Here is a 24,637-nt window from a genome sequence, read left to right on the forward strand (position 1 = left end):
CGCGCTTGCATCGGTGGCGGCGGCGCCGTATACCGCCCGCATGTCGTCCGACACCCGCCATCCGCTCGACCCGCGCGCCCGCCAACTGTTGCGCACGCTGATCGGGCGGCACATCCGCGACGGCGAGCCGGTCGGGTCGCAGACGCTCGCCCGGCATGCCGGTCTGGATGTGAGCCCGGCGACCATCCGCAACATCCTGGCCGACCTGGAAGAAGCCGGGCTGTTGAGCTCCCCGCACACCTCGGCCGGGCGCGTGCCCACCGCGCAGGGCTACCGGGTGTTCGTCGATTCGCTGCTGCAGGTCAAGCCGCTGCGCGAGCAGGAGCTGGTGCGGCTGCGCGGGGAGCTGACCGGGGCCGGCGGGCACCAGTCGCTGCTGGGCAGTGCGTCGGAGCTGGTCTCGGCGATGACGCGCTTCGTCGGCGTGGTCTCGGTGCCGCGACGCGAGCAACTGGCGTTTCGGCACATCGATTTCGTGCCGCTCGACGGCCAGCGGGTCATGGCGATCATCGTGTTCGCCGACCACGAGGTGCAGAACCGGATTTTCCAGACCCGGCGCAGCTTCGACGCCGCCGAGCTCGAGCGCGTGGCCAATTACCTGAACCAACATTGCGCGGGCCGGCCCATGGCGGTGGTGCGGGCGACGCTGGTCGAGGAACTTCGCCACGCCCGCGACGAGATGGAGGCGCTGCTGGCGCAGACGATGGAGTTGGCCGAACAGGCGCTGGTGCCGGCCGACGAGGACATGGTGCTGGCCGGGCAGAATCGGCTGATCGGGGTGCAGGACCTGTCGGATCTGGACCGGCTGCGCGAACTGTTCGAGGCGTTTTCCCGCAAGCGCGAAATCCTGCAGTTGCTCGAACGCACACTGCACGCGCCGGGCGTGCGCATCTTCATTGGCGAGGAAACCGGCCTGGCGCCGCTGGAGGGCGTGTCGCTGGTCACCGCGCCCTATGCCGCGGGCGGGCGGACGCTGGGCGTGTTGGGGGTGATCGGCCCGACCCGCATGGCCTATGACCGGGTGATCCCGGTGGTGCAGGCGACCGCCGATCTGTTGGGCGCGGCGCTCGGCGGCCATCCTGCGGCAGGCGAGGGCGCGCCGGGCCGCACGCCAGACGCGGCCTAAAGTCACCGGGCGCGGCGGCGTCGAGTTCCCGGCCGCGGCTTGAAACCGCGGCGGCCAGCCCCATAGCTGGGCGGGTCGGCGGCCAGACGCCCGCCCCGGAACCAGACATGACCCAGGAACAGCACGAGACGCAGCACCCCGAAACCCACGAGTCCAACGACCAGGCCACGCCGGTCGAGGCCCAGCTGACCGAGCAGGTCGAGCTGCTGAAGGCCGAGCTCGAACAGGTGCGCGCCCAGAGCCTGCTCGAGCGCGCCGACCTAGAGAACCAGCGTAAGCGCCTGGCGCGCGAGATCGAGACCGCGCGCCGGTTCGCCAACGAGCGCCTGCTCTCGTCGCTGGTGCCGGTGTTCGACGCGCTCGAGGCGGGGCTGGCGAGCGCACCGGAGAACGATCCGCTGCGCGCCGGCGTCGAACTGACGCTGCGCGAACTGGTCAAGGCGACCGAGAGCAACGGTCTGCGCGTGGTCGCGCCGGCGGCTGGCGACCCCTTCGACCCTGAACACCATCAGGCGATGAGCATCGTCGAGGTGCCGGGCGTGCCGCCGGGCGCGGTCGCCCAGGTCTTCCAGAAGGGCTACCTGCTCAATGAGCGCCTGCTGCGCCCGGCGATGGTGGTCGTGGCCAAGGCCGACTGAGCGCGACCGGCGCCGACTGGCGCCCTTGCGCATCACACCGCTTGAACGCTGTGTTGCGCGTCCCCAGATACCCCGCATCGACGGCCTCGCCGCCGTCCCCGCACAACGACATTTCCTAGAGGAAGCACTGCAATGGCAAAGATCATCGGCATCGATCTCGGCACGACCAATTCGTGCGTGGCGATCATGGACGGCGGCAAGGCCAAGGTCATCGAGAACAGCGAGGGCGACCGCACCACGCCGTCGATCGTCGCCTACACCAAGGACGGCGAGGTGCTGGTCGGCGCCTCGGCCAAGCGCCAGGCCGTCACCAACCCCAACAACACGTTCTTCGCGGTCAAGCGCCTGATCGGCCGCAAGTTCAAGGACGCCGAGGTCCAGAAGGACATCGGCCTGGTCCCCTACAAGATCCTCGAGCACGACAACGGCGATGCCTGGGTCGCGACCAGCGACGGCAAGAAGCTGTCGGCGCAGGAAGTCTCGGCGCGCATCCTCGAGAAGATGAAGAAGACCGCCGAGGACTACCTGGGCGAGAAGGTCACCGAGGCGGTGATCACGGTGCCGGCGTACTTCAACGACAGCCAGCGCCAGGCGACCAAGGACGCCGGCCGCATCGCCGGCCTCGACGTCAAGCGCATCATCAACGAGCCGACCGCGGCCGCGCTGGCCTATGGCCTGGACAAGAGCGGCGGCGACCGCAAGGTTGCGGTCTACGACCTGGGCGGCGGCACCTTCGACGTGTCGATCATCGAGATCGCGGAAGTCGACGGCGAGAAGCAGTTCGAGGTGCTGGCCACCAATGGCGACACCTTCCTCGGCGGCGAGGATTTCGACGCACGCGTCATCGACTACCTCGTCGAGGAGTTCCAGAAGGATCAGGGCATCGACCTGCGCAAGGACCCGCTGGCGCTGCAGCGCCTGAAGGACGCGGCCGAGCGCGCCAAGATCGAGCTGTCGTCGTCGCAGCAGACCGAGGTCAATCTGCCGTACGTCACTGCCGACGCCTCAGGCCCGAAGCACCTGAACATCAAGCTGACCCGTGCCAAGCTCGAAGCGCTGGTCGAGGATCTGATCAAGCGCTCGATCGAGCCCTGCCGCATCGCGCTCAACGATGCCGGCCTGCGCGCGTCCGACGTCAACGAGGTCATTCTCGTCGGCGGCCAGACCCGCATGCCCAAGGTGCAGCAGGCCGTTGCCGACTTCTTCGGCAAGGAACCGCGCAAGGACGTGAACCCCGACGAGGCGGTCGCGATTGGTGCGGCAGTGCAGGGCGGCGTGCTGGCCGGCGACGTCAAGGATGTGCTGCTGCTCGACGTGACCCCGCTGAGCCTGGGCATCGAGACCCTGGGCGGCGTGTTCACCAAGATCATCGAGAAGAACACCACGATCCCGACCAAGGCCTCGCAGACGTTCTCCACCGCCGACGACAACCAGTCGGCCGTGACCGTGCACGTGCTGCAGGGCGAGCGCGAGCAGGCCCGCTTCAACAAGTCGCTGGCGCGTTTCGACCTGACCGGCATCGACCCGGCGCCGCGCGGCATGCCGCAGGTCGAGGTGTCGTTCGACATCGACGCCAACGGCATCCTGCACGTGTCAGCCAAGGACAAGAAGACCGGCAAGGAGCAGAAGGTCGAGATCAAGGCCGGTTCGGGTCTGTCGGATGACGAGATCCAGCGGATGGTCGCCGACGCCGAGGCGCACCGCGAGGACGACCGCAAGTTCCAGGAGCTCGTCGCCGCGCGCAACCAGGCCGATGCGCTGGTGCACGCGACCCGCAGCGCGATCAAGGACAACGGCGACAAGGTGCCCGGCGATGTGATCGGCAATGCCGAGGCGGCGATCGCCGAGGTCGAGACCGCGATGAAGGGTGACGACAAGGCGCAGATCGAGGCCAAGTCCAAGAAGCTCGAGGAAGTCTCGCAGCAGCTGTTCGCCGCCGCGGCCGCGGCCGGCCAGCAGGGCGGTGGCGACGTCGGCGGGCAGGGCGATGCGCCCAAGTCCGACGACGTGGTCGATGCCGAGTTCACCGAGGTCAAGGACGACGAGAAGAAGGCGTAATCGGCGCAGTCGTGATGCGTGATGGAAAGAAGCGGAGCTCAGCTCCGCTTCTTTCTCGCGTGGTCACACTCTAACGCTTGGCCTCCCCCATCCCGCATTACGAATCACGGCCTCATGAGCAAACGCGATTACTACGAAGTCCTTGGCGTCTCCCGCACCGCCAGCGAAGACGAGCTGAAGAAGGCGTATCGCCGTTGCGCGATGAAGCACCACCCGGACCGCAACCCAGGCGATGCCGCCGCCGAGGCCGCGTTTAAGGAGTGCAAGGAGGCCTACGAGGTGCTGTCGGACGGCGGCAAGCGTCGGATGTACGACCAGCACGGGCATGCCGCGTTCGAGCACGGCATGGGCGGGGGCAATGCCGGACCGGGCTTCGGTCCGGACATGGGCGATATCTTTGGCGACATCTTCGGCAACATCTTCGGCGGCGGCGGACGCAGCGGCCCGCGTCGCGGCGCCGACGTGGGCTATGTGATGGAGCTCGATCTCGAGGAAGCGGTCGCTGGTGTCGAGAAGCGCATCGAGCTACCGACGCTGACCGGCTGCGACGACTGCAATGGCAGCGGCTCGGAAGATGGCAAGCGCGAGACCTGTTCGACCTGCGCCGGTCGCGGCCAGGTGCGCATGCAGCGCGGGCCCTTCACGATGCAGCAGGCCTGTCCGCATTGCGGCGGGCATGGCCAGGTGATCGCCAATCCCTGCAAGACGTGTCATGGCGCGGGCCGGGTCGAGGACGAAAAGGTGCTGTCGGTGAAGATTCCCGCCGGCGTCGATTCGGGTGATCGCATCCGCTTGTCGGGCGAAGGCGAGGCCGGTCCGGCCGGTGCGCCGCCCGGCGATCTCTATGTCGAGGTGCGGGTGCGCCCGCACGACATCTTCGTGCGCGACGGCGACGACCTGCATTGCGAGGTGCCGATCCGCATCTCGCAGGCCGCGCTCGGCGACACGGTGCGCGTGCCCACGCTCGGCGGCGAGGCGGAGATCCGCATTCCGGCCGAGACCCAGACCGGTAAGGTGTTCCGCTTGCGCGACAAGGGCGTCAAGTCGGTGCGCAGCCGCTCGGTCGGCGACCTGTACTGCAAGATCTTCGTCGAGACGCCGGTCAATCTGACGGCCGACCAGCGCGATCTGCTGCAGCGCTTCGAGGCGACGTTCACCACCGAGAACGCACGCCGGCATTCGCCCAAGTCGAGCACCTTCATGGATGGCGTCAAGGGCTTCTGGGAACGCATGACGTCCTGAGCCCGCGCGCCGCTCGGCGAGGCGCTCGGCGGCGCGCGCGATGCAGATGCGGCGAAGGCGTCGACCGCCTTCCGCCGACAGGCTCCCATACGCTTGTGCCGCAGTGCTGACCCCGCTGCGTGGGGCAAGCCGTGCCCGAGCGGGCACATCGTCATGTGCCCCTCTTGACGCAAACAAGGCGAGCTGCAGACACGGCGCGGGCGTCCGTGGATGTTCAATGCGTGTACGACAGGCCGCTTCGTGCGCCTGTCAGCCCGGCGCACCACACCGAAGTACCGCCCACGCACCTCGTCGCTGAGACGATGGGATCGACGTCTTCGACCTAGGCGCCGGCCGAGCACCGACTGGGCGCTCCGCAGGCGAGCTGCGAACGGCTGACGCGGTACGTCACGCGACGCCAGTGCCGCCGATGGGCCACGCCCGGTGCGGCGATTGTGGCCTGCAGGTCGTTGGGCGCATCCGCATTGCGGACGATCATCGGTGCGATTCGAGACGCGCAATGGGCATGGCGCGTCGATTCCGCGACCGGACTGCTTGACGGACGGACACATTGCCCATAGCGCGATCGGTATCCACAGCCGGTGTGGATGTCATGACGACAAACATGTGGATAAGCCGCGCCGCCCCGCTTGCGATCGGGTGTGTTTTTGGCTGGTCATTTTTTCGCCAGCCGTTGGTTCGCAGCCCAACGCAGGGCTTGCTTCGCGCAATCGGTTCTGCATACGCACGGCGCGTGCATGGTCTGCGCGCCCAACGGCGTGGGCGCAGCGGCGCGATGCGACGATCCAGCGCCATGGGCGATGGCATTGCAGGCACGGTGTTGCAGTCGAACCCCAGGCGGGGAGAACACCCCGCGGCCGCTTGACGACGTCGCGATCGCGGCCACCACGCCGGTCATCCACAAGCGATGTGGATGCTCTGGTCACAAAGGTGTGGATAAGCATCGCGCGGCCGCTTCGCAGGCGGGTGCATTTTGCGTGGTGAAATTTTCGCCATCCGCCTGGGCAGCCGGAGAATCTGGACTTGACCTGCGCAACTGTGGATGCATCGCATGCTGTCGCCTCCCGGGCCGGCGAGGACCGAGGCAAGGTCGCGACTTGACGGCCGCGCTGCGCCGACTCCGGCCGCGGTCGTCCACAGCCGGTGTGGATGGCCTGGTCACAAAGATGTGGATAAGCAGGGGCGGCCCTTCATTGGCGCGGCACGCTCGTGGTGGCGAAAAAATCGCCATGCATCGCCCGGATACGACGAAGCTGTGCTTGACCCGCGCAGCGGATTGCGCCGCGCCCGCCACGGGCCATGTGAAATGCGTGGATCTGCGTTCGTTGTTGGAACGCTCAGTCCTGGAAACGATGCAGTGCGATCTTCACCCGAGGCGGTCGGCCACGCTTCCGCCTCGAGGCTAGAATGCGCGCTATGAAGATCCGACCCGATGGCGTTGCCATTTCAACCCCACTGCTGCGATTGGCGGTGACCCAATGAGCGCACCTGTCCGGGTGCTGGTGCACGGGGCATCCGGCCGGATGGGGCAGGCGGTGCTGCGCTTGGCAGCGTCGTGCGACGGTTTGGTGGTCGTGGCGGCGGTGTCGGGCAGTGCGCCGCGCCAGCGGGTGATCGGCGGGGTGCCGTATTTCGGCGCCGCCGAGCTCAGCGGCGCGCCGCCCTTCGACGTCGCCATCGACTTCAGCCTGCCGGCGGGCTTCGATGCGCTGCTGGCGCTGTGCGAGCGGCGTGGTACGGCGCTGGTGTCGGGCACCACCGGCCTGTCCGAGGCGCAGACCGCGGCCCTCGACGCCGCGGCGGCGCGGATTCCGGTGCTGTGGGCCTCGAACTTCAGCCTCGGAGTCGCGGTCCTGCAGGACCTGGTGGCGCGCGCGGCGGCGATGCTGCCGGGCTGGGACTGCGACATCGTCGAGTCGCACCACACGCGCAAGCTCGACGCGCCATCGGGGACCGCGTTGACGCTGGGCGCGGCCGCCGAGGGGCAGGGCGCTCGTCCGCGCTACGCCTCGATCCGCGCCGGCGATATCGTCGGCGAGCATCTGGTGCAGTTCACGACCCGCGGCGAGCGCATCGAGCTCGTTCACCGGGCCGGCGATCGCGACATCTTCGCGGCCGGGGCGTTGCACGTCGCGATGCGGCTGGCCGGGCGCGCGCCGCGCCGTTACGCGATCGCCGAGCTGCTCGGCGCAGGCGACGCGCCGGTTGCGTGACCGGTCGCGTGCGCCGCGCTGGCGCAGCGGGGCCGGCGTCGGTACAATTCTCGCTCGCCTGAACCTCTCGCCTCCGGACCGGCTGCCGCCGCTCTGGCGGTTTCCTGCAACCTGACGTAGGCGAAGACCACGTGACAGATTCCGCAATTCTCGTCCTTGAAGACGGCACCGTGTTCGAGGGCGTTTCCGTGGGCGCTCCTGGCTTGTCGGTCGGTGAAACGGTGTTCAACACCGCGATGACCGGCTACCAGGAAGTGCTCACCGATCCGTCGTATGCGCGCCAGCTGGTGACGCTGACCTATCCGCATATCGGCAACACCGGTTGTACCGACCAGGATGACGAGGCTGGACGGGTATGGGCCTCGGGGCTGATCGTGCGCGATGTGCCGCGCCGTCCGAGCAGTTGGCGCAGCCAGATCGCACTCCCCGAATGGCTGCGTGCGCGCGGGATCGTCGCGATCGCCGGCATCGACACCCGCAAGCTGACGCGCCTGCTGCGCGACCGTGGCGCGATGAACGGTGCGCTGATGGCCGGCGAGGTGAATGTGGACCAGGCGCTCGAGGCCGCGCGCAAGTTCCCGGGCCTGAAGGGCATGGATCTGGCGAAGGTGGTCAGCACGACCGAGCGCTACAGCTGGTCGGACGGCCAGCTGGATCTGGACGCGAACGCCTTTGTGTCGGCGCCGGCCAAGTTCAAGGTCGTGGCCTATGACTACGGCGTCAAGCACAACATCCTGCGCATGCTCGCCGAGCGCGGCTGCGAGCTGACCGTGGTGCCGGCGCAGACGCCGGCCAGTGACGTGCTCGCGCTGAAGCCCGACGGTGTATTCCTGTCCAATGGCCCCGGCGACCCGGCGCCGTGCGATTACGCGATCGAGGCGATCCGCACCTTCATCGAGAACAAGGTCCCGACCTTCGGCATCTGCCTGGGCCACCAGCTGCTGGCGCTGGCGGCCGGCGCGCAGACGATGAAGATGCCGCACGGCCACCATGGCGCGAACCATCCGGTGCAGGCCGTCGACGGCGGCCGGGTGATGATCACCTCGCAAAACCATGGCTTCGCGGTCGACGAATCGACGTTGCCGGCCAATGTCCGCGTGACCCATCGCTCGCTGTTCGACGGCACCAACCAGGGCATCGCGCTGACCGATGCGCCGGCCTTCTCGTTCCAGGGCCATCCCGAGGCGTCGCCGGGGCCGCACGATGTGGCGCCGCTGTTCGACCAGTTCGTGGCGCTGATGGCGACCGACCGGGCATGACCGCCGCACGCCTGCTCTTGCTCGCCGCCCTGTGCGCCGCCATGCCTGTGGCGGCCGCGCCCGCGTCCGAAGCCAGCGTTGCGGCGCTGCTTCAACGTCTGGGCATCGAGCGCTTCGGTGAGGAGATCGCCCGGGACATCGTGCAGGCCGTGCCGCCGTTCGTGGAGATGGAGGCGAGCGAACGCGACTGCGCGCAGGGCCCGATGCGGACACTGGTGGTCGGCCATATGCGGCAGATCTTCACCGAGGCGCTGGGCGAGCAGGGCGCTGAGCATCTGGCGAAGTGGAACGCGTTCATCGAGACACCGGCCGGGGCGGTCGCCGCCGACATGGTGCTCGCCAACATGCGGACCGGCAGAGTGCAGCCACCGCCCGATACCCTCTCGCCCGAGCAACTGGCGCAGATCGAGGCCTTCACCCAGGGCAAGGCTTTCTGGGCGCTCGTGAGCGGATTCGATCAGGTTCACAGCTTTGCGCCCCAGCGTGTGAAGGCGGCAAGCGACGAGATGGCGCGCACCTGCGGCATCCAGGTTCCGGTCGAGGCGCTGTCGTGATCGCGTCCTGGCCCCGATGGCCCGCGTCCAACGTTCGCCCGGGCGCATGGCGCACCACTTCACGCAGGCCGTTGCCCGGGCCCATCCCGCCATGCGCGCCGTCGTCCCCTTTCGAGCCCGCGTCCTGATCGACACTGGGCGATCGCTCCCCGATACGCGGTACCGACCTTAGAGAAAGCCATGCCAAAGCGCACCGACATCCAGACCATTCTCATCATCGGGGCCGGACCGATCGTCATCGGCCAGGCCTGCGAGTTCGACTACTCCGGCGCGCAGGCCTGCAAGGCGCTGCGCGAGGAGGGTTACCGCGTGGTGCTGGTGAACTCCAACCCGGCCACGATCATGACCGACCCGGAGACCGCGGATGCGGTCTACATCGAGCCGATCAACTGGCAGACGGTCGAGAAGATCATCGCCAAGGAGAAGCCCGACGCGCTGCTGCCGACGATGGGCGGGCAGACCGCGCTCAACTGCGCGCTCGACCTGGCCGACAACGGCGTGCTCGACAAGTACGGCGTGGAGCTGATCGGCGCCAAGCGCGAGGCCATCCGCATGGCCGAGGACCGCGAGCTGTTCCGCGTGGCGATGCAGGAGATCGGCCTGGAGTGCCCGAAGGCCGAGGTCGCGCGCACCTTTGAGCAGGCGGTCGAGATCCAGGCCAAGGTCGGCTATCCGACGATCATCCGGCCCAGCTTCACGCTCGGCGGCTCGGGCGGCGGCATCGCCTATAACCGCGAGGAGTTCGAGGAGATCATCAAGCGCGGCCTCGAGCTGTCGCCGGTCGGCGAGGTGCTGGTCGAGGAATCGGTGCTGGGCTGGAAAGAGTTCGAGATGGAAGTGGTCCGCGACACCGCGGACAACTGCATCATCGTGTGCTCGATCGAGAATCTCGACCCGATGGGCGTGCACACCGGCGACAGCATCACCGTCGCGCCGGCGCAGACGCTCACCGACAAGGAGTACCAGCGCCTGCGCAATGCGTCGATCGCGGTGCTGCGCAAGATCGGCGTCGACACCGGCGGTTCGAACGTGCAGTTCGGCATCAGCCCGACCACCGGTCGGGTGGTGGTGATCGAGATGAACCCGCGCGTGTCGCGCTCCTCGGCGCTGGCCTCCAAGGCGACCGGCTTCCCGATCGCCAAGGTCGCGGCCAAGCTGGCGATCGGCTACACGCTCGACGAACTGAAGAATGAGATCACCGGCGGCAAGACCCCGGCCTCGTTCGAGCCGTCGATCGACTACGTGGTCACCAAGATCCCGCGCTTTGCGTTCGAGAAGTTCCCCACCGCCGACGCCCGCCTGACGACGCAGATGAAGTCGGTTGGCGAGGTCATGGCGATGGGCCGCACCTTCCAGGAATCGATGCACAAGGCGCTGCGCGGCCTGGAGACCGGCAAGGTGGGTTTCGATCCGACCGGCCTGGACCTGACTGACGAAGGCGACCTGGCGACCCTGCGCCGCGAGGTCCGCGAGCCGGGCCCCGAGCGGCTGTTTTACCTGGCCGATGCGTTCCGCGCCGGCCTGTCGGTCGAGGACGTGCACGGCCTGTCGTACGTGGATCCGTGGTTCCTCGATCAGATCGAGGAGGTCATCGCAACCGAACGCGAGGTCGCGGCGAATGGCATCGACGCGCTCGACCAGGCGCGGCTGCGTGCGCTCAAGCGCATGGGCTTTTCCGACGCGCGCCTGGCCCAGTTGCTGGGCACCGACGAGCAGGCCGTGCGTGCACTGCGCCGCGCCTTCGGTGTGCGCCCGGTCTACAAGCGCGTCGACTCGTGCGCGGCCGAGTTTGCGACCGACACTGCCTATCTGTACTCGACCTACGAGGACGAGTGCGAGGCCAGTCCCAGCGGCCGCGAGAAGATCATCGTGCTCGGCGGCGGGCCGAACCGGATCGGGCAGGGCATCGAGTTCGACTACTGCTGCGTCCATGCCGCCCTCGCACTGCGCGAGGACGGCTATGAGACCATCATGGTCAACTGCAATCCCGAGACGGTCTCGACCGACTACGACACCTCCGATCGTCTGTACTTCGAGCCGCTGACGCTCGAGGATGTGCTGGAGATTGTCGAGATCGAGAAGCCCAAGGGCGTGATCGTGCAGTACGGCGGCCAGACGCCGCTCAAGCTGGCGCGCGCGCTCGAGGCCAACGGGGTGCCGATCATCGGCACCTCGCCCGACTCGATCGACCTGGCCGAGGACCGCGAGCGCTTCCAGAAGCTGGTCGACGAGCTCGGCCTCAAGCAACCGCCCAACCGCACGGCGCGCAACCCCGAGGAAGCGTTGGTGCTGGCGCGCGAGATCGGCTATCCACTGGTCGTGCGGCCAAGCTACGTGCTCGGCGGCCGGGCGATGGAAGTCGTGCACGCCGATGCCGACCTGGCGCGCTATATGCGCGACGCGGTCAAGGTGTCCAACGATTCGCCGGTGCTGCTCGACCGCTTCCTCGACAACGCGGTCGAGGTCGACATCGACGTGATCGCCGACAAGGACGGCAACGTGCTGATCGGTGGCGTCATGGAGCACATCGAGGAAGCCGGCGTGCATTCGGGCGATTCCTCGTGCTCGCTGCCGCCTTACTCGCTGTCGAGCGATGTACAGGCGCGCCTGCGCGAGCAGGTCGCGGCACTGGCCCGCAAGCTGAAGGTCGTCGGCCTGATGAACACCCAGTTCGCGGTGCAGACCGACGACGCGGGCGTGGAGACGATCTTCCTGCTCGAGGTCAACCCGCGCGCGTCGCGCACGGTGCCGTTCGTGTCCAAGGCGATCGGGCTGCCGCTGGCCAAGATCTCGGCGCGCTGCATGGCCGGCAAGACGCTGGCCGAGCAGGGGGCGACGACCGAGATCGTGCCGTCGTACTACTCGGTCAAGGAAGCGATCTTCCCGTTCGCCAAGTTCCAGAACGTCGACCCGATCCTCGGGCCGGAGATGCGTTCGACCGGCGAGGTCATGGGCGTGGGCGAGAGCTTCGGCGCGGCGTTCGCGCGCGCGCAGGAGGCGGCGAGCATCCGCACCCCGCCCACCAGCGGCAAGGTCTTCGTCTCGGTGCGCGACCCGGACAAGAAGCGCGTGCTGCCGGTTGCGCGTGATCTGGCGGCCAAGGGCTATGCGATCGTCGCCACCTCCGGCACCGCCAAGTGGCTGCGCGAGCACGACATCGCTTGCGAGCAGGTCAACAAGGTGGTCGAGGGCCGACCGCACATCGTCGACCTGATCAAGAACGGGGAGATCGCGTACATCGTCAACACCACCGAGGGCAAGCAGGCGATCTCCGACTCGTTCTCGATCCGTCGCGAAGCGCTGCAGCACCGGGTCACGTACTCGACCACGGTGGCTGGCGCCCGCGCATTGCTGCATTCGCTGGACTATCGCGGCAGCGGCCCGGTCTGGGCCCTGCAGGAACTGCACGCGCAGCTCGACGGCGGCGCGTCGCCATCCAACTCACACACAGGAGGGACGCCATGAGGGCACCCATGACCACGCGCGGCGCGCAGCGCCTGCGCGAGGAGCTCGAGGAACTGAAGTCGGTCAAGCGGCCGGCGGTCATCGATGCGATCGCCGAGGCGCGTGCGCACGGCGATCTGAAGGAGAACGCCGAGTACCACGCAGCGCGTGAGCAGCAGAGCTTCATCGAGGGCCGGATCAAGCAGCTCGAGAGCGAGCTGTCGCATGCCGATGTCATCGATGTCGCCAAGCTCAATGCCGGCGACAAGGTGGTATTCGGCGCGACAGTGGTGATCGCCGATGCGCAGACCGACGAAGAGAAGCGCTACCAGATCGTCGGCGACCTGGAGGCCGACATCAAGCAGGGTCTGATTGCGATCTCCTCGCCGGTGGCGCGTGCGCTGATCGGCAAGCATGAGGGCGACAGCATCAGCATCGATGCGCCGGGCGGCACCCGCGACTACGACATCGTCAGCGTCGAGTATCTCGGCTGAGCCGATGACCTCGGCGACGTTCCTGCTGCCCGCCGCCGCGCGTTTCGGCGCGCAGCGCTGGCAGCCGGACATCGTGCGGGCACTGGGCCGTGCCGATCGCACGATGGCCGCGCCTGGGCGTCGACCCCAGCTTGCGCGGCACGTCGTGACGCCCGAAGGCGGCTGGCCGCTGGCGGCGTTGTCGCGCCAGGTCGATGTTGGCGATGCCGATGCACCGGACAGTGCCTGGCTGCGCGCCGACCCGGCGTGGCTGCGGCCGGACATCAATGGCGTGCGTCTGATGGGCCACGGCGAGACGCTGGGCCTGGCGCAGGCCGATGTCGACGCGCTGCTGCCGGTCTTGCAGCCGGTGTTCGCCGAGGCCGGCTTCGCGCTCGACGCGCCGTCGCCATCGCGCTGGTATCTGCGGCTGCCGCGGGAGACTCCGCTGCCGGCGTTCGTCGACCCGTCCGATGCGCTCGGCACCGATCTGGCCGATCACGATGATGGCGGCGCCGAGGCCCGGCGCTGGCGGGCGCTGGCGAACGAGGCGCAGATCCTCCTGCACACGCATCCCTGGAACACCGCGAGGACGGCGGCCGGACAGCCACCGGTCAATGCGCTATGGTTCTGGGGCGGCGGGGCGCTGCCCGCGGACTCCGGGGTGGCCCGCGGCGCACAGGCGCGCGTGCTCACCGACGATGCGACGCTGCGCGCGCTCGCGGCGATCGCGACCGAAGTTGAATCGCTGCCGTCGGGCTGGCCCGCGCTGCGCGACGCGCTGCTGATCGACCTGGGGGGCTGCGCGACCTGCGCCAACTGCAGGCCGACTGGCTGCGGCCCGCCCTCGCAGCGCTGGCCGATGGCCGGCTCGACACCCTGGTTCTCGACGACGAGGATGGCCGGGTGCTGACCTTGCGCCGTTGGCACCGCCTGCGCATCTGGCGCCGGGCTCTTGTGCCGGCGACGGCGGCGCGGCCATGACGCGTCCGTCGCCGACGATCCGACGTCGCGACAGCGCGCCCGGCGGCGATTGGCCGGCGACGGTGCCGGCGCTGCTGCGGCGCATCTATGCGGCGCGCGGTGCGCACGACCTGCAGGCCGCCCAGCCACGCCTGGCCGGGCTGCTGCCGCCCGACGGGTTGTCGAACATTGATGCGGCGGCCACCCTGCTCGCCGATGCCATCGCCCAGCGCAGGCGGATCCTGGTCGTCGGCGACTTCGATTGCGACGGCGCGACGGCCTGTGCGGTCGCGGTACGGGGGCTGCGCATGCTGGGTGCGCGGGATATCGTGCATGCCGTGCCCAATCGCATCGTCCACGGCTACGGGCTGTCGCCCGGCCTGGTCGATGCGCTGGCGCCACTGGCGCCCGCGCTGCTGGTGACCGTCGACCACGGCATCGCCTGCCACGCCGGCGTCGCCGCGGCGAAAGCGCGGGGCTGGCAGGTGCTGGTGACCGACCACCATCTGCCAGGCGAGGCGCTACCGCCGGCCGATGCGATCGTCAATCCGAACCTGCCCGGCGACCGCTTCCAGAGCAAGGCGCTGGCCGGCGTCGGGGTGATCTTCTACGTGCTGCTGGCGCTGCGCCGGCGGCTGCGCGAGACCGGCGCCTTCGCAGGTCCAGCGCCGGACCTGTCGACGCTGCTCGATCTGGTCGCGGTCGGCACCGTCGCCGATCTCGTGCCGCTGGACGTCAACAACCGGGCGCTGGTCGCGGCCGGGTTGCGCCGGCTGCGCAGCGGGCAAGGCTGCGCCGGTCTGCAGGCCTTGATCGACGTGTCGGGGCGACAGGCGGCGCGCTTGACCACCGGCGACATCGGCTTTGGCATCGCGCCGCGCATCAACGCCGCCGGGCGCCTGGAGGACATGGCGATCGGGATCGAATGCCTGCTCACCGACGACGCGACCCAGGCGCAGACGCTCGCGGCGACGCTGCACGCGATCAACGCCGAGCGCCGCGCAGTGCAGCAGTCGATGCTCGATGACGCCGAGGCCGCGGTCGCCGGCCGACCGCCGGTCGATCCCGCGGCCATCGGGGTCTGCCTGCACGATCCGCAATGGCATCCGGGGGTCGTCGGTCTTGTGGCTTCGAAGATGAAGGATGCGCTGCATCGGCCGGTGATCGCCTTCGCACCGGCCGAGCCCGGCGGCGACCAGCTGCGCGGCTCGGCGCGCTCGATTCCGGGCCTGCATATCCGCGACGTGCTGGCCGCGGTCGACGTGGCGCATCCTGGCCTGATCGAGCGCTTCGGCGGCCATGCGATGGCGGCCGGCCTGAGCCTGCGGCGCGAGGCCTTGCCGGCGTTCGAGCGCGCCTTCGGGCAGGCGGTCGCGACCCTGCTCGATCCGGCGCTGCTGCGGGCGGAGATCGTTACCGATGGTCCGCTCGGGCCCGGCGAATTCGACATCGTGCACGCCGCGCACCTGCGCGACGCCGGCCCCTGGGGGCAGGGCTTCCCCGAGCCATTGTTCGACGGCGAGTTCACGATCGTCGACTGGCGGGTGGTCGGCGGGCGGCACCTCAAGCTCAGCCTGCGGCTCGACGGCCGTCCGGCGACCGTCGATGCGATCCATTTCGGCGCCTGGCGCGAGGTCGCGCCGGCCCCTCGCGAGCGTATCGTCTACCGGCTCGCGCCCGACGACTACCGCGGCGGCGATGCAGTGCAGTTGCTGGTCGAGCACCGGGAGCCGATGGCGGGCTGAGGGACGGCGTCGGCGGCGGGCGTGACTTGCGGGCGTCCGAGCCGAGCTGTCGCCTCACCCCCAAAAACCGGGGTCAGAGTGCAACTTCGCGGGACGAATTGCACTCTGACCCCGGTTTTGACCCCGGTTCTGGTTTGGCGAGGGGCCGGATGGGCCCATCTTCGAAGCGGAGCGTCCATCGGCAGCCGGGGAAGTGGCCTCTTTCGCTCCGCGCGAGACCGTGATCCCTTTTTCCCTGAACGGGTGCGAGAATGCGCGCGCCGCGTCCGCGACTGCGCAGGGCGCCTCTACTGTCGAAGGGAGATTCGCTTGAAAACCGTCCATACGCTTTCGCTGGCGATCGCGCTCGCCATCGCGCCTGCTTTGGTGCAGGCCCAGGCCACCGATCCCGCACCGCTGTCGATCGGCGGCGAGGTGCGCGGCGAGATCACCAGCCGCTCCAGCCTCAACCACCAGGACGGCTCGCGCAGCCAGCTCTACCGCGTCGACCTGCGCGAAGGCGAGGTCGCGACCTTCAAGGTCACCGGCGCGCTGCGCGCGCGGCTGGCGGCCTTCCTGGACAACGAACTGATCGGTTCGTCGACCGATCGGGGCGAGGCGTCGTCGCTGACGATCCGGGCCCGGCGCGCGGGCCGCTACACGATTGCCGTCAGCGGCACCGACGCTTCGTCGTATGGCCCCTACACCTTGATCTCCTCGCGTGTGGACACCTACAACGGCCAGGCACTGCGCGTCGGTTCGACCATCGGCGACTGGACCGATGGCGAGCGGGAGCTGCCGTTGCAGATCGATCGCGATGGGATCTACACGATCGACATGATGTCCGATGACTTCGATTCGGTTCTGGCGCTGGATGGGCCGGGCGTTTCGGTCACCAACGACGACGGCGGCGAGGGCAGCAATGCGCGTCTGACGCTGCGCCTGGCGCCGGGCCGCTATCGCCTGACTGCCAAGCGCTACGGCAGCGAAGGCGCCAGTGGTGCCTACCGGATCAGTGTCACCGCGTCGAGCTTCGAGACCGGCGACCTGCGCGAAGGCGGTGAGCTTGCGATCGGGTCGACGGTCACCGGTCTGTACGCTGGGCGCGCGCACACCTACCGCTTCACGCTGCCCGAGCGCCGGGTGGTCCGCCTGGATATGCGCAGCGACGAGATCGATCCGCTGATGCGACTGTCCGGCCAGGGCGTACAGAAGGAGGACGACGATGGCGGCGAACGCCTCAATTCGCGCATCGGCATGCTGCTCGAAGCCGGCACCTACACGCTCGAGGCCGACAGCGCGACGCCCGGTGCAGGCCCCTACACGCTGTCGCTGACTGCGACCGAAGTGCCTGAAGGCGCAGGCGGCGGTGCGCTGACGATCGGCCGCCCGGTCGAGACCGCGCTACTGCCCGGCATGACCGACCGCTGGTCGTTCGAGGTCCGCAGCGCAGGCGACTACGCGATCGAGATGCGCTCCAGCCAGATCGACAGCTACCTGTCGCTGACCAAGGACGGCAACGAGGTGGCCAGCGACGACGACGGCGCCGGCGGGCTCGATGCCCGGATCGTCCAGCGGCTCCAGCCCGGTCGCTACGTGGTCGAGGCTTCCGCGCTCGATGGCGACGCCGGCGGCCCGTACCGCATCCTGCTCGAACGCCGTTGAGGCGACCTCCCGGCCGGCGCCGTGCGCCGGCCGGGACTGCCGGGTGCGCGGCTTGCTAGAATCACCGGCTCTTTACGCGAGTCCCACCGCACCATGATCGAACTCAATCCTGTTCGCCAGCGCATCGCCGACCTTCGCGGTCGGCTGGATGCGCTGAGGGGGTATCTTTGACTACGACGCTCGTCGCGAACGTCTAGAAGAAGTCGAGCGCGAGCTCGAAGACCCGAATATCTGGAACGATCCCGAGCGCGCGCAGGCGCTGGGTCGCGAGCGCGCCACGCTCGACAAGACCGTCAATGGCATCCGCACGCTGACCGAGGGCCTGGACGGTGCGGCCGAACTGCTGGAACTGGCCGAATCGGAGAATGACGAGGACACCGCGCAGGCGGTCGTCGCCGATGTCGAGGGCTACGCCAGCCAGGTCGACAAGCTGGAGTTCCAGCGCATGTTCTCCGGCGAGATGGACTCGGCCGCCGCCTTCGTCGATATCCAGGCCGGTGCCGGTGGCACCGAAGCCCAGGACTGGGCCGAAATGCTGCTGCGCATGTATCTGCGCTGGGCCGAGAGCCGCGGCTGGAAGGCCGAGCTGATGGAGGTCTCGGGCGGTGAAGTGGCGGGCATCAAGTCGGCGACCTTCCGTGTCGAGGGCGACTTCGCCTACGGCTGGCTCAAGACCGAGATCGGCGTGCACCGGCTGGTGCGCAAGTCGCCGTTCGATTCCGACAATCGCCGGCACACCTCGTTCACCTCGGTGTTCGTGTCCCCGGAGGTCGACGACAAGATCGACATCGAGATCAACCCGGCCGACCTGCGAACCGATGTCTACCGCTCGTCTGGTGCCGGCGGTCAGCACGTCAACAAGACCGAGTCGGCGGTGCGCATCACCCACGTGCCGACCAACACCGTCGTCGCCTGCCAGACCGAACGCAGCCAGCACGCCAACCGCGACCGCGCGATGAAGATGCTCGCCGCCAAGCTCTACGAACTGGAACTGCAGAAGCGCAATGCCGAAAAGGATGCGCTGGAAGCGACCAAGTCCGACATCGGCTGGGGCAGCCAGATCCGCAACTACGTGCTCGACCAGAGCCGCATCAAGGATCTGCGCACCGGCGTGGAGCGTAGCGACACCCAGAAGGTGCTCGACGGCGATCTGGACGAGTTCGTCGAGGCCGCGCTCAAGTCCGGCCTGGAGGCCGGCGCCAAGCGCTTGGATGCCAACTGAGTGCTGCGCTGCGGATCGGTGCGATGACCGCCGATCCGTCAGCACGCCGCACGGCCCTGCCGGGCGCATGCCCAGCGCAGGGACGGGGCGATGGCCGCGTCCGACCGGTCCATGCCCTTGGGGCCCGCGCCTGCGGGCATGATCGAACCCAGCCGCACGTCGTTCCATTCTGATCCGTTTTCTCCGCGTCGATCCGCGGCTAACACCTGATCTTTCCGAGACCCTCATGAGCCAGCAGCCCGACAGCCCCCAGCCCGCCGACGACAATGCCCTGATCGCCGAGCGTCGCGGCAAACTGGCCGCGCTGCGCGGACAGGGCGTGGCGTTCCCCAATGATTTCCGTCGCCGTGATGAGGCCGGCACGCTACAGGCGGCGTACGCTGACGCCGAGCGCTGGACAGGTGAGGCGCTGGACGCAGAAGGCCGGCGGGTCGCGGTGGCCGGCCGGCTCATGGCCAAGCGGGTCATGGGCAAGGCCGCGTTCGCGCAGATCCAGGACGTGAGCGGCCGGATCCAGTTGTTCCTGCAATCGACCACGCTGGGCGAGCGCTACGACGCGTTCAAGGGCTGGGATGTGGGCGACATCGTCGCGGCCGAAGGCACGCTGATGCGCACCAAGACCGGCGAACTGTCGATCAAGGCCGAGACCTTGCGCTTGCTGACCAAGTCGCTGCGGCCGTTGCCCGACAAGTGGCACGGACTGTCGGATGTCGAGCAGCGCTATCGCCAGCGTTATGTCGATCTGATCGTCTCGCCCGAAGCGCGCGCGGTGTTCGTCAAGCGCTCGCGCATCGTCGCGGCGATCCGCCAGTGGCTCGACGCGCGCGATTTCCTCGAAGTCGAGACGCCGATGATGCACTACCTGGCCGGCGGCGCGGCGGCCAAGCCGTTCACGACGCACCACAATGCGCTGGACCTGGATCTCTACCTGCGCGTCGCACCCGAGCTCTACCTCAAGCGTCTGGTCGTGGGTGGCTTCGAGCGCGTCTACGAGATCAACCGCAACTTCCGCAACGAGGGCGTGTCGACGCGGCACAATCCCGAGTTCACGATGCTCGAGCTCTACGAGGCCTATGTCGCCTACGAAGAGGTCATGGACCTGACCGAGGCGCTGATCCGCGACGTGGCGGTGCAGGCGGTCGGCACGACCGCACTGGAGTGGGACGGCCATGCGATCGACGTCGGCCCGGCGTTCCGGCGCTGGAAGCTCGAGGAGGCGGTGCGCGAGCTCAACCCGCAGATCAGCGTTGCCGACTGTCGCGACCGCGACGCGCTGGCCGCCCACTGCGCGCGCCTGGGCGTGCACGTCAAGCCGGGCTACGGCTGGGGCAAGCTGCTGCTGGAGATCTTCGAAAAGACCGTCGAGACCGGCCTGATCCAGCCGACGTTCATCACCCATTATCCGGTCGAGGTCTCGCCCCTGGCCCGCGAATCGGACACCGAGGCGGGCATCACCGACCGCTTCGAACTGTTCATCGGCGGCAAGGAGATCGCCAACGGCTTCTCCGAGCTGAACGATCCCGAGGACCAGGCCGCGCGTTTCCGCGCCCAGGTCGACGCTCGCGAAGGGGGCGACGACGAGGCGATGCACTTCGATGCCGACTACATCCGCGCGCTCGAGGTCGGCCTGCCGCCGACCGGCGGCCTGGGCATCGGCATCGATCGGCTGGTCATGTTGCTGACCGGGTCATCGTCCATCCGCGACGTGTTGCTGTTCCCGTACATGCGCCCGCAGACCGAGGCCTGAGACCGGCGTCGACCCGGCGGCCGCCGGCGCTTGGATGCATTGCTGAATAGGATTCCCCTGTGGCTGGCGGGTCGCGCTAAGATCGACCAAGCGCGATGCCACCGGTATTTCGCGCATCGTCAGAAGGGGCCTGCGTTGAACATCGTGATCGTCGACGACCAGACGTCCGCGCGAACCATGTTGCGGCATATCCTCGAGGACATCAGCCCGGAGCTCGATGTCTTCGACTTCGAGGATCCGGAGCAGGCGCTGGGCTGGTGCGACAGCCACCGCGCCGACCTGTTGCTGCTCGACTACCGGATGCCGGGCATGGACGGGCTGGAGTTCGCCCGCCGCTTCCGCAAGCTGCCGCCGCATCGGGATGTGCCGGTCGTGCTGGTCACCGTGGTCGGCGATGAGCCGATCCGCCAGGCCGCGCTCGATGCCGGCGTCATCGATTTCCTGGTCAAGCCGGTGCGCCCGCGCGAGCTGCGCGCCCGCTGCCGCAATCTGCTGCAGTTACGTCAGCAGGCCGAATCGGTCAAGCAGCGGGCACTGTCGCTCGAGCAGCGGCTGCTGCGCAGCATGCACGAGGTCGAGGAGCGCGAGCGCGAGACGCTGACCCGGCTGGCCCGCGCGATCGCCTATCGCGATGCCAGCACCAGCGCCAACCTGGAGCGCGTGGCTGCGGTCGCCGGCATGGTCGCCGAGGCGATGGGGCTGTTCGAGGACGAGGTGCGGATGATCGAACTGGCCGCGCCGCTGCACGACATCGGCAAGATCGCGATGCCCGATGCGATCTTGATGAAGCCCGGACCGTTGGACGAGGCCGAACTGGAAGTGATGCGGCAACATCCGCGGATCGGTTACGAACTGTTGAGCGACAGCCACAACCGGTTCGTCCAGCTCAGCGCCACCATCGCTTTGCGCCATCAAGAACGCTTCGATGGCAGCGGCTACCCCGATGGGCTGTCGGGCGAGCAGATCCCGCTCGAGGCGCGCATCGTCGCGGTGGCCGACGTGTTCGATGCACTGGTCTCGCGTCGCCCCTACAAACGCGCCTGGTCGATGGACGAGGCACTCGAGTACATCGGGCACAACAGTGGACGCGCGTTCGATCCGCGCTGCGTGGAGGCGCTGCTGTCGAACCGGGCGCGGCTGGAGGAGATCTGCGCACGCCTGGACCGGACCGCGACCCGGCTGCAATGACGTGAAAGGTGTCGTGCGCTGGATCGGCAGCCGCCTGGCAGGGCGGCCCGACAGCGAGCATGGCCAGGCGGCCGTGCGCCTGGTCATGCTGTGCGTGATCTATGCCTACCTGCAGCTCGTGGTGGGCCGCCACCCCGAGGTCGCCCGCGAGCTGCGCCTGTCGGAGGCCTACCTGGCGGTCGAGGTCGCGGTCGCATTGGGCATCGCCGGTTGGCTGCTGTGGCGCCCTGGCGTCTCGCATCCGCGCCGGGTGCTGGGCATGTTGGCCGACTACAGCCTCATGGGCGTGGGCCTGTACCTGCTCGGCGACCTGCTGGCCTGGCTGTACGTGGTGATCATGTGGGTCACGGTCGGCAACGGCCTGCGGTTCGGGCCGCGCTACCTGTACGCGGCGATCGGGTTTGCGGTGATCACGTTCGGGATCGCGATCGCGACCACCTCGTACTGGCACCAGCACAACCTACCGCTGGCGCTGGGCCTGCTCGCCGGGTTGGTCGCGGTCCCGCTCTACCTGAGCTCGCTGCTGCGTGCGCTCACCGACGCCACCGCCGCCGCGCGGGCCGCCAGCGAGGCCAAGAGTCGGTTCCTGGCCAACATGAGCCATGAGTTCCGCACCCCGCTCAACGGCATCGTGGGCATGTCCGAACTGCTGGTGACCACGCCGTTGAGCGCGGAGCAGCGCGAAAGCGCGCTGGTCATCCAGACCTCGGCCAAGGCCCTGCAGGCTCTGGTCGACGATGTGCTGGACCTGTTCAAGATCGAGGCCGGCAAGTTCCAGCGCAACGACAGCGCCTTCGCGCTCCACGACCTGGTGCGCGGCATCGAGGTCATGCTGGGACCAAGCGCGCAGGCCAAGGGCCTGGCGCTGGCCTCGTCGATCGCCGACGACGTGCCCGCTACGCTGTATGGCGACAGCAACCGCCTGCGGCAGATCCTGGTCAATCTGTTGTCGAATGCGATCAAGTTCACCGAGCGCGGCGAGGTCACGCTCGCGATCTCCACCGTCGATGCGGGTCCTGAGCGGGTGCGGGTGCGGTTCTCGGTCCGCGACACCGGCATCGGCATCGCCCCCGATGCCCTGGTCCGCATCTTCGACGCCTTCGAGCAGGTCGATTCCGGGCTCGGGCGGCGCTATGGCGGCACGGGTCTGGGGACCACGATCGCCAAGGGCCTGGCCGAACAGATGGACGGCAGCATCCAGGCCGAAAGCCAGCCGGGGCAGGGGTCGCACTTCTGGGTGGAGTTGCCGTTCGGCCGCGTGACTGGCGATGCGCCAGCGCGTCGGGCGGGGGAGGGCAACGTGATCGCGTTCGCCGATCCTTTCGTGCGCCATCGGGCCCGGGTCGCGCCGCTGCGCGTGCTGGTCGCCGACGACCAGTCGGCCAATCTGATGGTGCTGCGCCGCCTGCTCGAGCGTGCCGGGCATCGCCCGCTGCTCGTCGACGATGGCGAAGCTGTGCTCGATGCGCTCGAGCGCGAGCACTTCGATGCGGTGATCACCGATCTGCACATGCCCGGCGCCGACGGACTGGATGTCCTCCGGCAGACCCGCGTCATCGAGGCGGGCAGCGGCCGGCGCACACCGTTCATCGTGCTGACCGCCGACGCCACCGCCGAGGCGCAGGAAAGCTGTCGACGCGCGGGCGCGTTCGCCTACCTCACCAAGCCGGTGGTCATCGAGCGCTTGCTCGAAACGCTGGCCGAGATCGCGCCGGGTGTGGAGGCGGGGCGACGCGCGTCCGACCTGCGGCCGCGAGTGGACCGGCTGTCGACGCCGGTGATCGACGAGATGCGCGACATGGGCTTCGACGAGGCGTTCATCCGGCGCTTCCTGTCGGAGTGCGCGCGCGACGCGCGCAAGTGCCTGGTCGACCTGGCGGGCGCATCGGACGCGGGACGATGGGACGAAGTCCGCGACCTGTGTCACGCGCTCAAGGGCACGGCCGCCAACCTCGGCGCCTCGGACCTCGAGGCGCAGGCCTCGCGGGGCATGCGAATGCCGTCCGACCGTCTGGCCATCGAATGGCGGCTGCTGTTGCAAGGGCTGGGCCGGGCGCTCGACGAGGCGCTGGAGGCGCTGCGGGTGCGCGGTGATCTGCCACGGATCGGCCTGCCCGGGTCAGACGCCGTCTGACCCGGGGGCCGTGGTGCGCTCAGCTGCCGACGGCGGTGCGCCCGACCTCAGCCGGTGCGGGCTGCAGCCGCTGCTGCGCGCGGACCAGGCGTTCCATCGTCCGCAGCTGCCGCGCCTCGAGCTGCAGGGCGGTGTCGACCCAGATGTCGGTGATGCGCACCAGCTCTGCGAGCGGGATCGGATGGGCGCCATCGCGGACGCGGTGCAACGCGAGCCGCGCGGTGGCGATCCGCCGATGCTTGCGAATCTGCTCGTGGACCGCAGGCACGCCTTCGCCGGGCTCGACCAGTACATCGACCAGGCCGAGCCGGTGCAGGTCTTCGCTGCTGTACATGGTCCCGCCCAGCATCATTTCCTCGGCGACGTGCGGGCTCACCCGCTGGGCCAGCAACGAGTAGGCGCCCATCCCCGGGAACAGTCCGAACAACACCTCGGGGAAGCCCATCTGGACGCCGCGTTCGGCGACGATGGTGCGGCAGGCCAGGGCGAGTTCCAGACCACCGCCCAGCGCATCGCCCTGAACAAGCGCGATGGTGTGGGCATTGGGGTGCAACCGGGTCTGCAGCAGGTGGATGTTGTCGACGCATTGCCGGGCGTAACGGGTCAGGGCTTCGCGGTCGCGCAGTCGGATCAGGTCCACGAACAGCTGCAGGTCGCCGCCGAGGTTGTACACCGGGGCATCGGAGGCCAAGACGATGTGTGACAGATGCGCAGGCGCGACCCGGGCGCGCTCGGAGATCTGCTCGATGCTCGCCTGGGCGAACAGCCGCAGTTCGCGAAGCAGCCCGGGAGAGAAACAGGGGCGGTAGTCAGGCTGCGCACTGGCCGGCTGCGCATGCATGAAGCACCAGTGCGCGTCGCTGGAGGCGTCGTGGTGCAGGCGGAGGAGTGACGGCGCGGCCGCGCCTTCGCGACGAATGGGTTCGATGGTGTGCATTGAAAATCCCCTGAAACGGGGGCCGCACCGTCGGGCGCCGGTGCAAACCC

16 protein-coding genes and 1 pseudogene are annotated in these 24,637 nt (G+C 68.6%); 16 read left to right on the forward strand and 1 reads right to left on the reverse strand.

Annotated elements, in window-relative coordinates:
* Positions 1-40 precede the first annotated feature (40 nt).
* The 16 genes and pseudogenes from BEN78_14200 to BEN78_14275 all read left to right on the forward strand — a co-directional run bounded on the left by BEN78_14200 (position 41) and on the right by BEN78_14275 (position 23,650).
* On the forward strand, positions 41-1,126 hold the full coding sequence (locus BEN78_14200) for a heat-inducible transcriptional repressor HrcA (protein ID ASR45156.1): 1,086 nt from the start codon (positions 41-43) through the stop codon (positions 1,124-1,126).
* A gap of 107 nt (positions 1,127-1,233) precedes the next feature.
* On the forward strand, positions 1,234-1,764 hold the full coding sequence (locus tag BEN78_14205; GenBank protein ASR44345.1) for a nucleotide exchange factor GrpE: 531 nt from the start codon (positions 1,234-1,236) through the stop codon (positions 1,762-1,764).
* A 132-nt stretch (positions 1,765-1,896) separates the two neighbouring features.
* Positions 1,897-3,822 (forward strand): molecular chaperone DnaK, encoded by a 1,926-nt coding sequence (locus BEN78_14210; GenBank protein ASR44346.1) that lies wholly within the window; start codon positions 1,897-1,899, stop codon positions 3,820-3,822.
* Between the two features lie 114 nt (positions 3,823-3,936).
* On the forward strand, positions 3,937-5,064 hold the full coding sequence (locus tag BEN78_14215; GenBank protein ASR44347.1) for a molecular chaperone DnaJ: 1,128 nt from the start codon (positions 3,937-3,939) through the stop codon (positions 5,062-5,064).
* Positions 5,065-6,587: 1,523 nt separating this feature from the next.
* A complete protein-coding gene (locus BEN78_14220) occupies positions 6,588-7,277 on the forward strand; it encodes a 4-hydroxy-tetrahydrodipicolinate reductase (protein ID ASR44348.1) in 690 nt (229 codons plus the stop codon).
* 131 nt (positions 7,278-7,408) lie between these two features.
* Positions 7,409-8,536, forward strand: coding sequence for a carbamoyl phosphate synthase small subunit (locus BEN78_14225; protein ASR44349.1), 1,128 nt, complete (start codon positions 7,409-7,411; stop codon positions 8,534-8,536).
* Positions 8,533-9,090, forward strand: coding sequence for a hypothetical protein (locus BEN78_14230; protein ASR44350.1), 558 nt, complete (start codon positions 8,533-8,535; stop codon positions 9,088-9,090). The genes BEN78_14225 and BEN78_14230 overlap by 4 nt, the downstream gene beginning before the upstream one ends.
* A 180-nt stretch (positions 9,091-9,270) precedes the next feature.
* Positions 9,271-12,555 carry a carbamoyl phosphate synthase large subunit gene (locus tag BEN78_14235; GenBank protein ASR44351.1) on the forward strand — a complete coding sequence of 1,095 codons (3,285 nt, stop codon included), beginning with the start codon at positions 9,271-9,273 and terminating at the stop codon, positions 12,553-12,555.
* The gene (locus BEN78_14240) at positions 12,552-13,028 is read left to right on the forward strand and encodes a transcription elongation factor GreA (protein ASR44352.1); all 477 of its coding nucleotides are present in this window, start codon (positions 12,552-12,554) and stop codon (positions 13,026-13,028) included. The genes BEN78_14235 and BEN78_14240 overlap by 4 nt, the downstream gene beginning before the upstream one ends.
* A 4-nt stretch (positions 13,029-13,032) precedes the next feature.
* Positions 13,033-13,991: pseudogene (locus BEN78_14245) on the forward strand (hypothetical protein).
* Positions 13,988-15,715 carry a single-stranded-DNA-specific exonuclease RecJ gene (locus BEN78_14250; GenBank protein ASR45157.1) on the forward strand — a complete coding sequence of 576 codons (1,728 nt, stop codon included), beginning with the start codon at positions 13,988-13,990 and terminating at the stop codon, positions 15,713-15,715. Before BEN78_14245 ends, BEN78_14250 begins: the two are co-directional and overlap by 4 nt.
* Before the next feature lie 309 nt (positions 15,716-16,024).
* Positions 16,025-17,359 (forward strand): hypothetical protein, encoded by a 1,335-nt coding sequence (locus BEN78_14255; protein ID ASR44353.1) that lies wholly within the window; start codon positions 16,025-16,027, stop codon positions 17,357-17,359.
* A 310-nt stretch (positions 17,360-17,669) separates the two neighbouring features.
* Complete coding sequence (locus BEN78_14260) at positions 17,670-18,581, forward strand: peptide chain release factor 2 (GenBank protein ID ASR44354.1); 912 nt, start codon at positions 17,670-17,672, stop codon at positions 18,579-18,581.
* 226 nt (positions 18,582-18,807) lie between these two features.
* Positions 18,808-20,328 carry a lysine--tRNA ligase gene (locus BEN78_14265; GenBank protein ID ASR44355.1) on the forward strand — a complete coding sequence of 507 codons (1,521 nt, stop codon included), beginning with the start codon at positions 18,808-18,810 and terminating at the stop codon, positions 20,326-20,328.
* Positions 20,329-20,409: 81 nt separating this feature from the next.
* Complete coding sequence (locus BEN78_14270) at positions 20,410-21,516, forward strand: two-component system response regulator (GenBank protein ASR45158.1); 1,107 nt, start codon at positions 20,410-20,412, stop codon at positions 21,514-21,516.
* 1 nt (position 21,517) lies between these two features.
* Positions 21,518-23,650, forward strand: a complete 2,133-nt coding sequence (locus BEN78_14275) for a hypothetical protein (protein ID ASR44356.1) — start codon at positions 21,518-21,520, stop codon at positions 23,648-23,650.
* 19 nt (positions 23,651-23,669) lie between these two features.
* Here BEN78_14275 and BEN78_14280 read toward each other — a convergent pair whose 3' ends face one another.
* Positions 23,670-24,587: a hypothetical protein gene (locus tag BEN78_14280; GenBank protein ASR44357.1), complete on the reverse strand. Its 918-nt coding sequence runs from the start codon at positions 24,585-24,587 to the stop codon at positions 23,670-23,672.
* Positions 24,588-24,637: the final 50 nt, after the last annotated feature.

Origin of the sequence: Xanthomonas citri pv. mangiferaeindicae, from assembly GCA_002240395.1 — a bacterium.
GTDB classification, from domain to species: Bacteria; Pseudomonadota; Gammaproteobacteria; order Xanthomonadales; family Xanthomonadaceae; genus Luteimonas; species Luteimonas citri_A.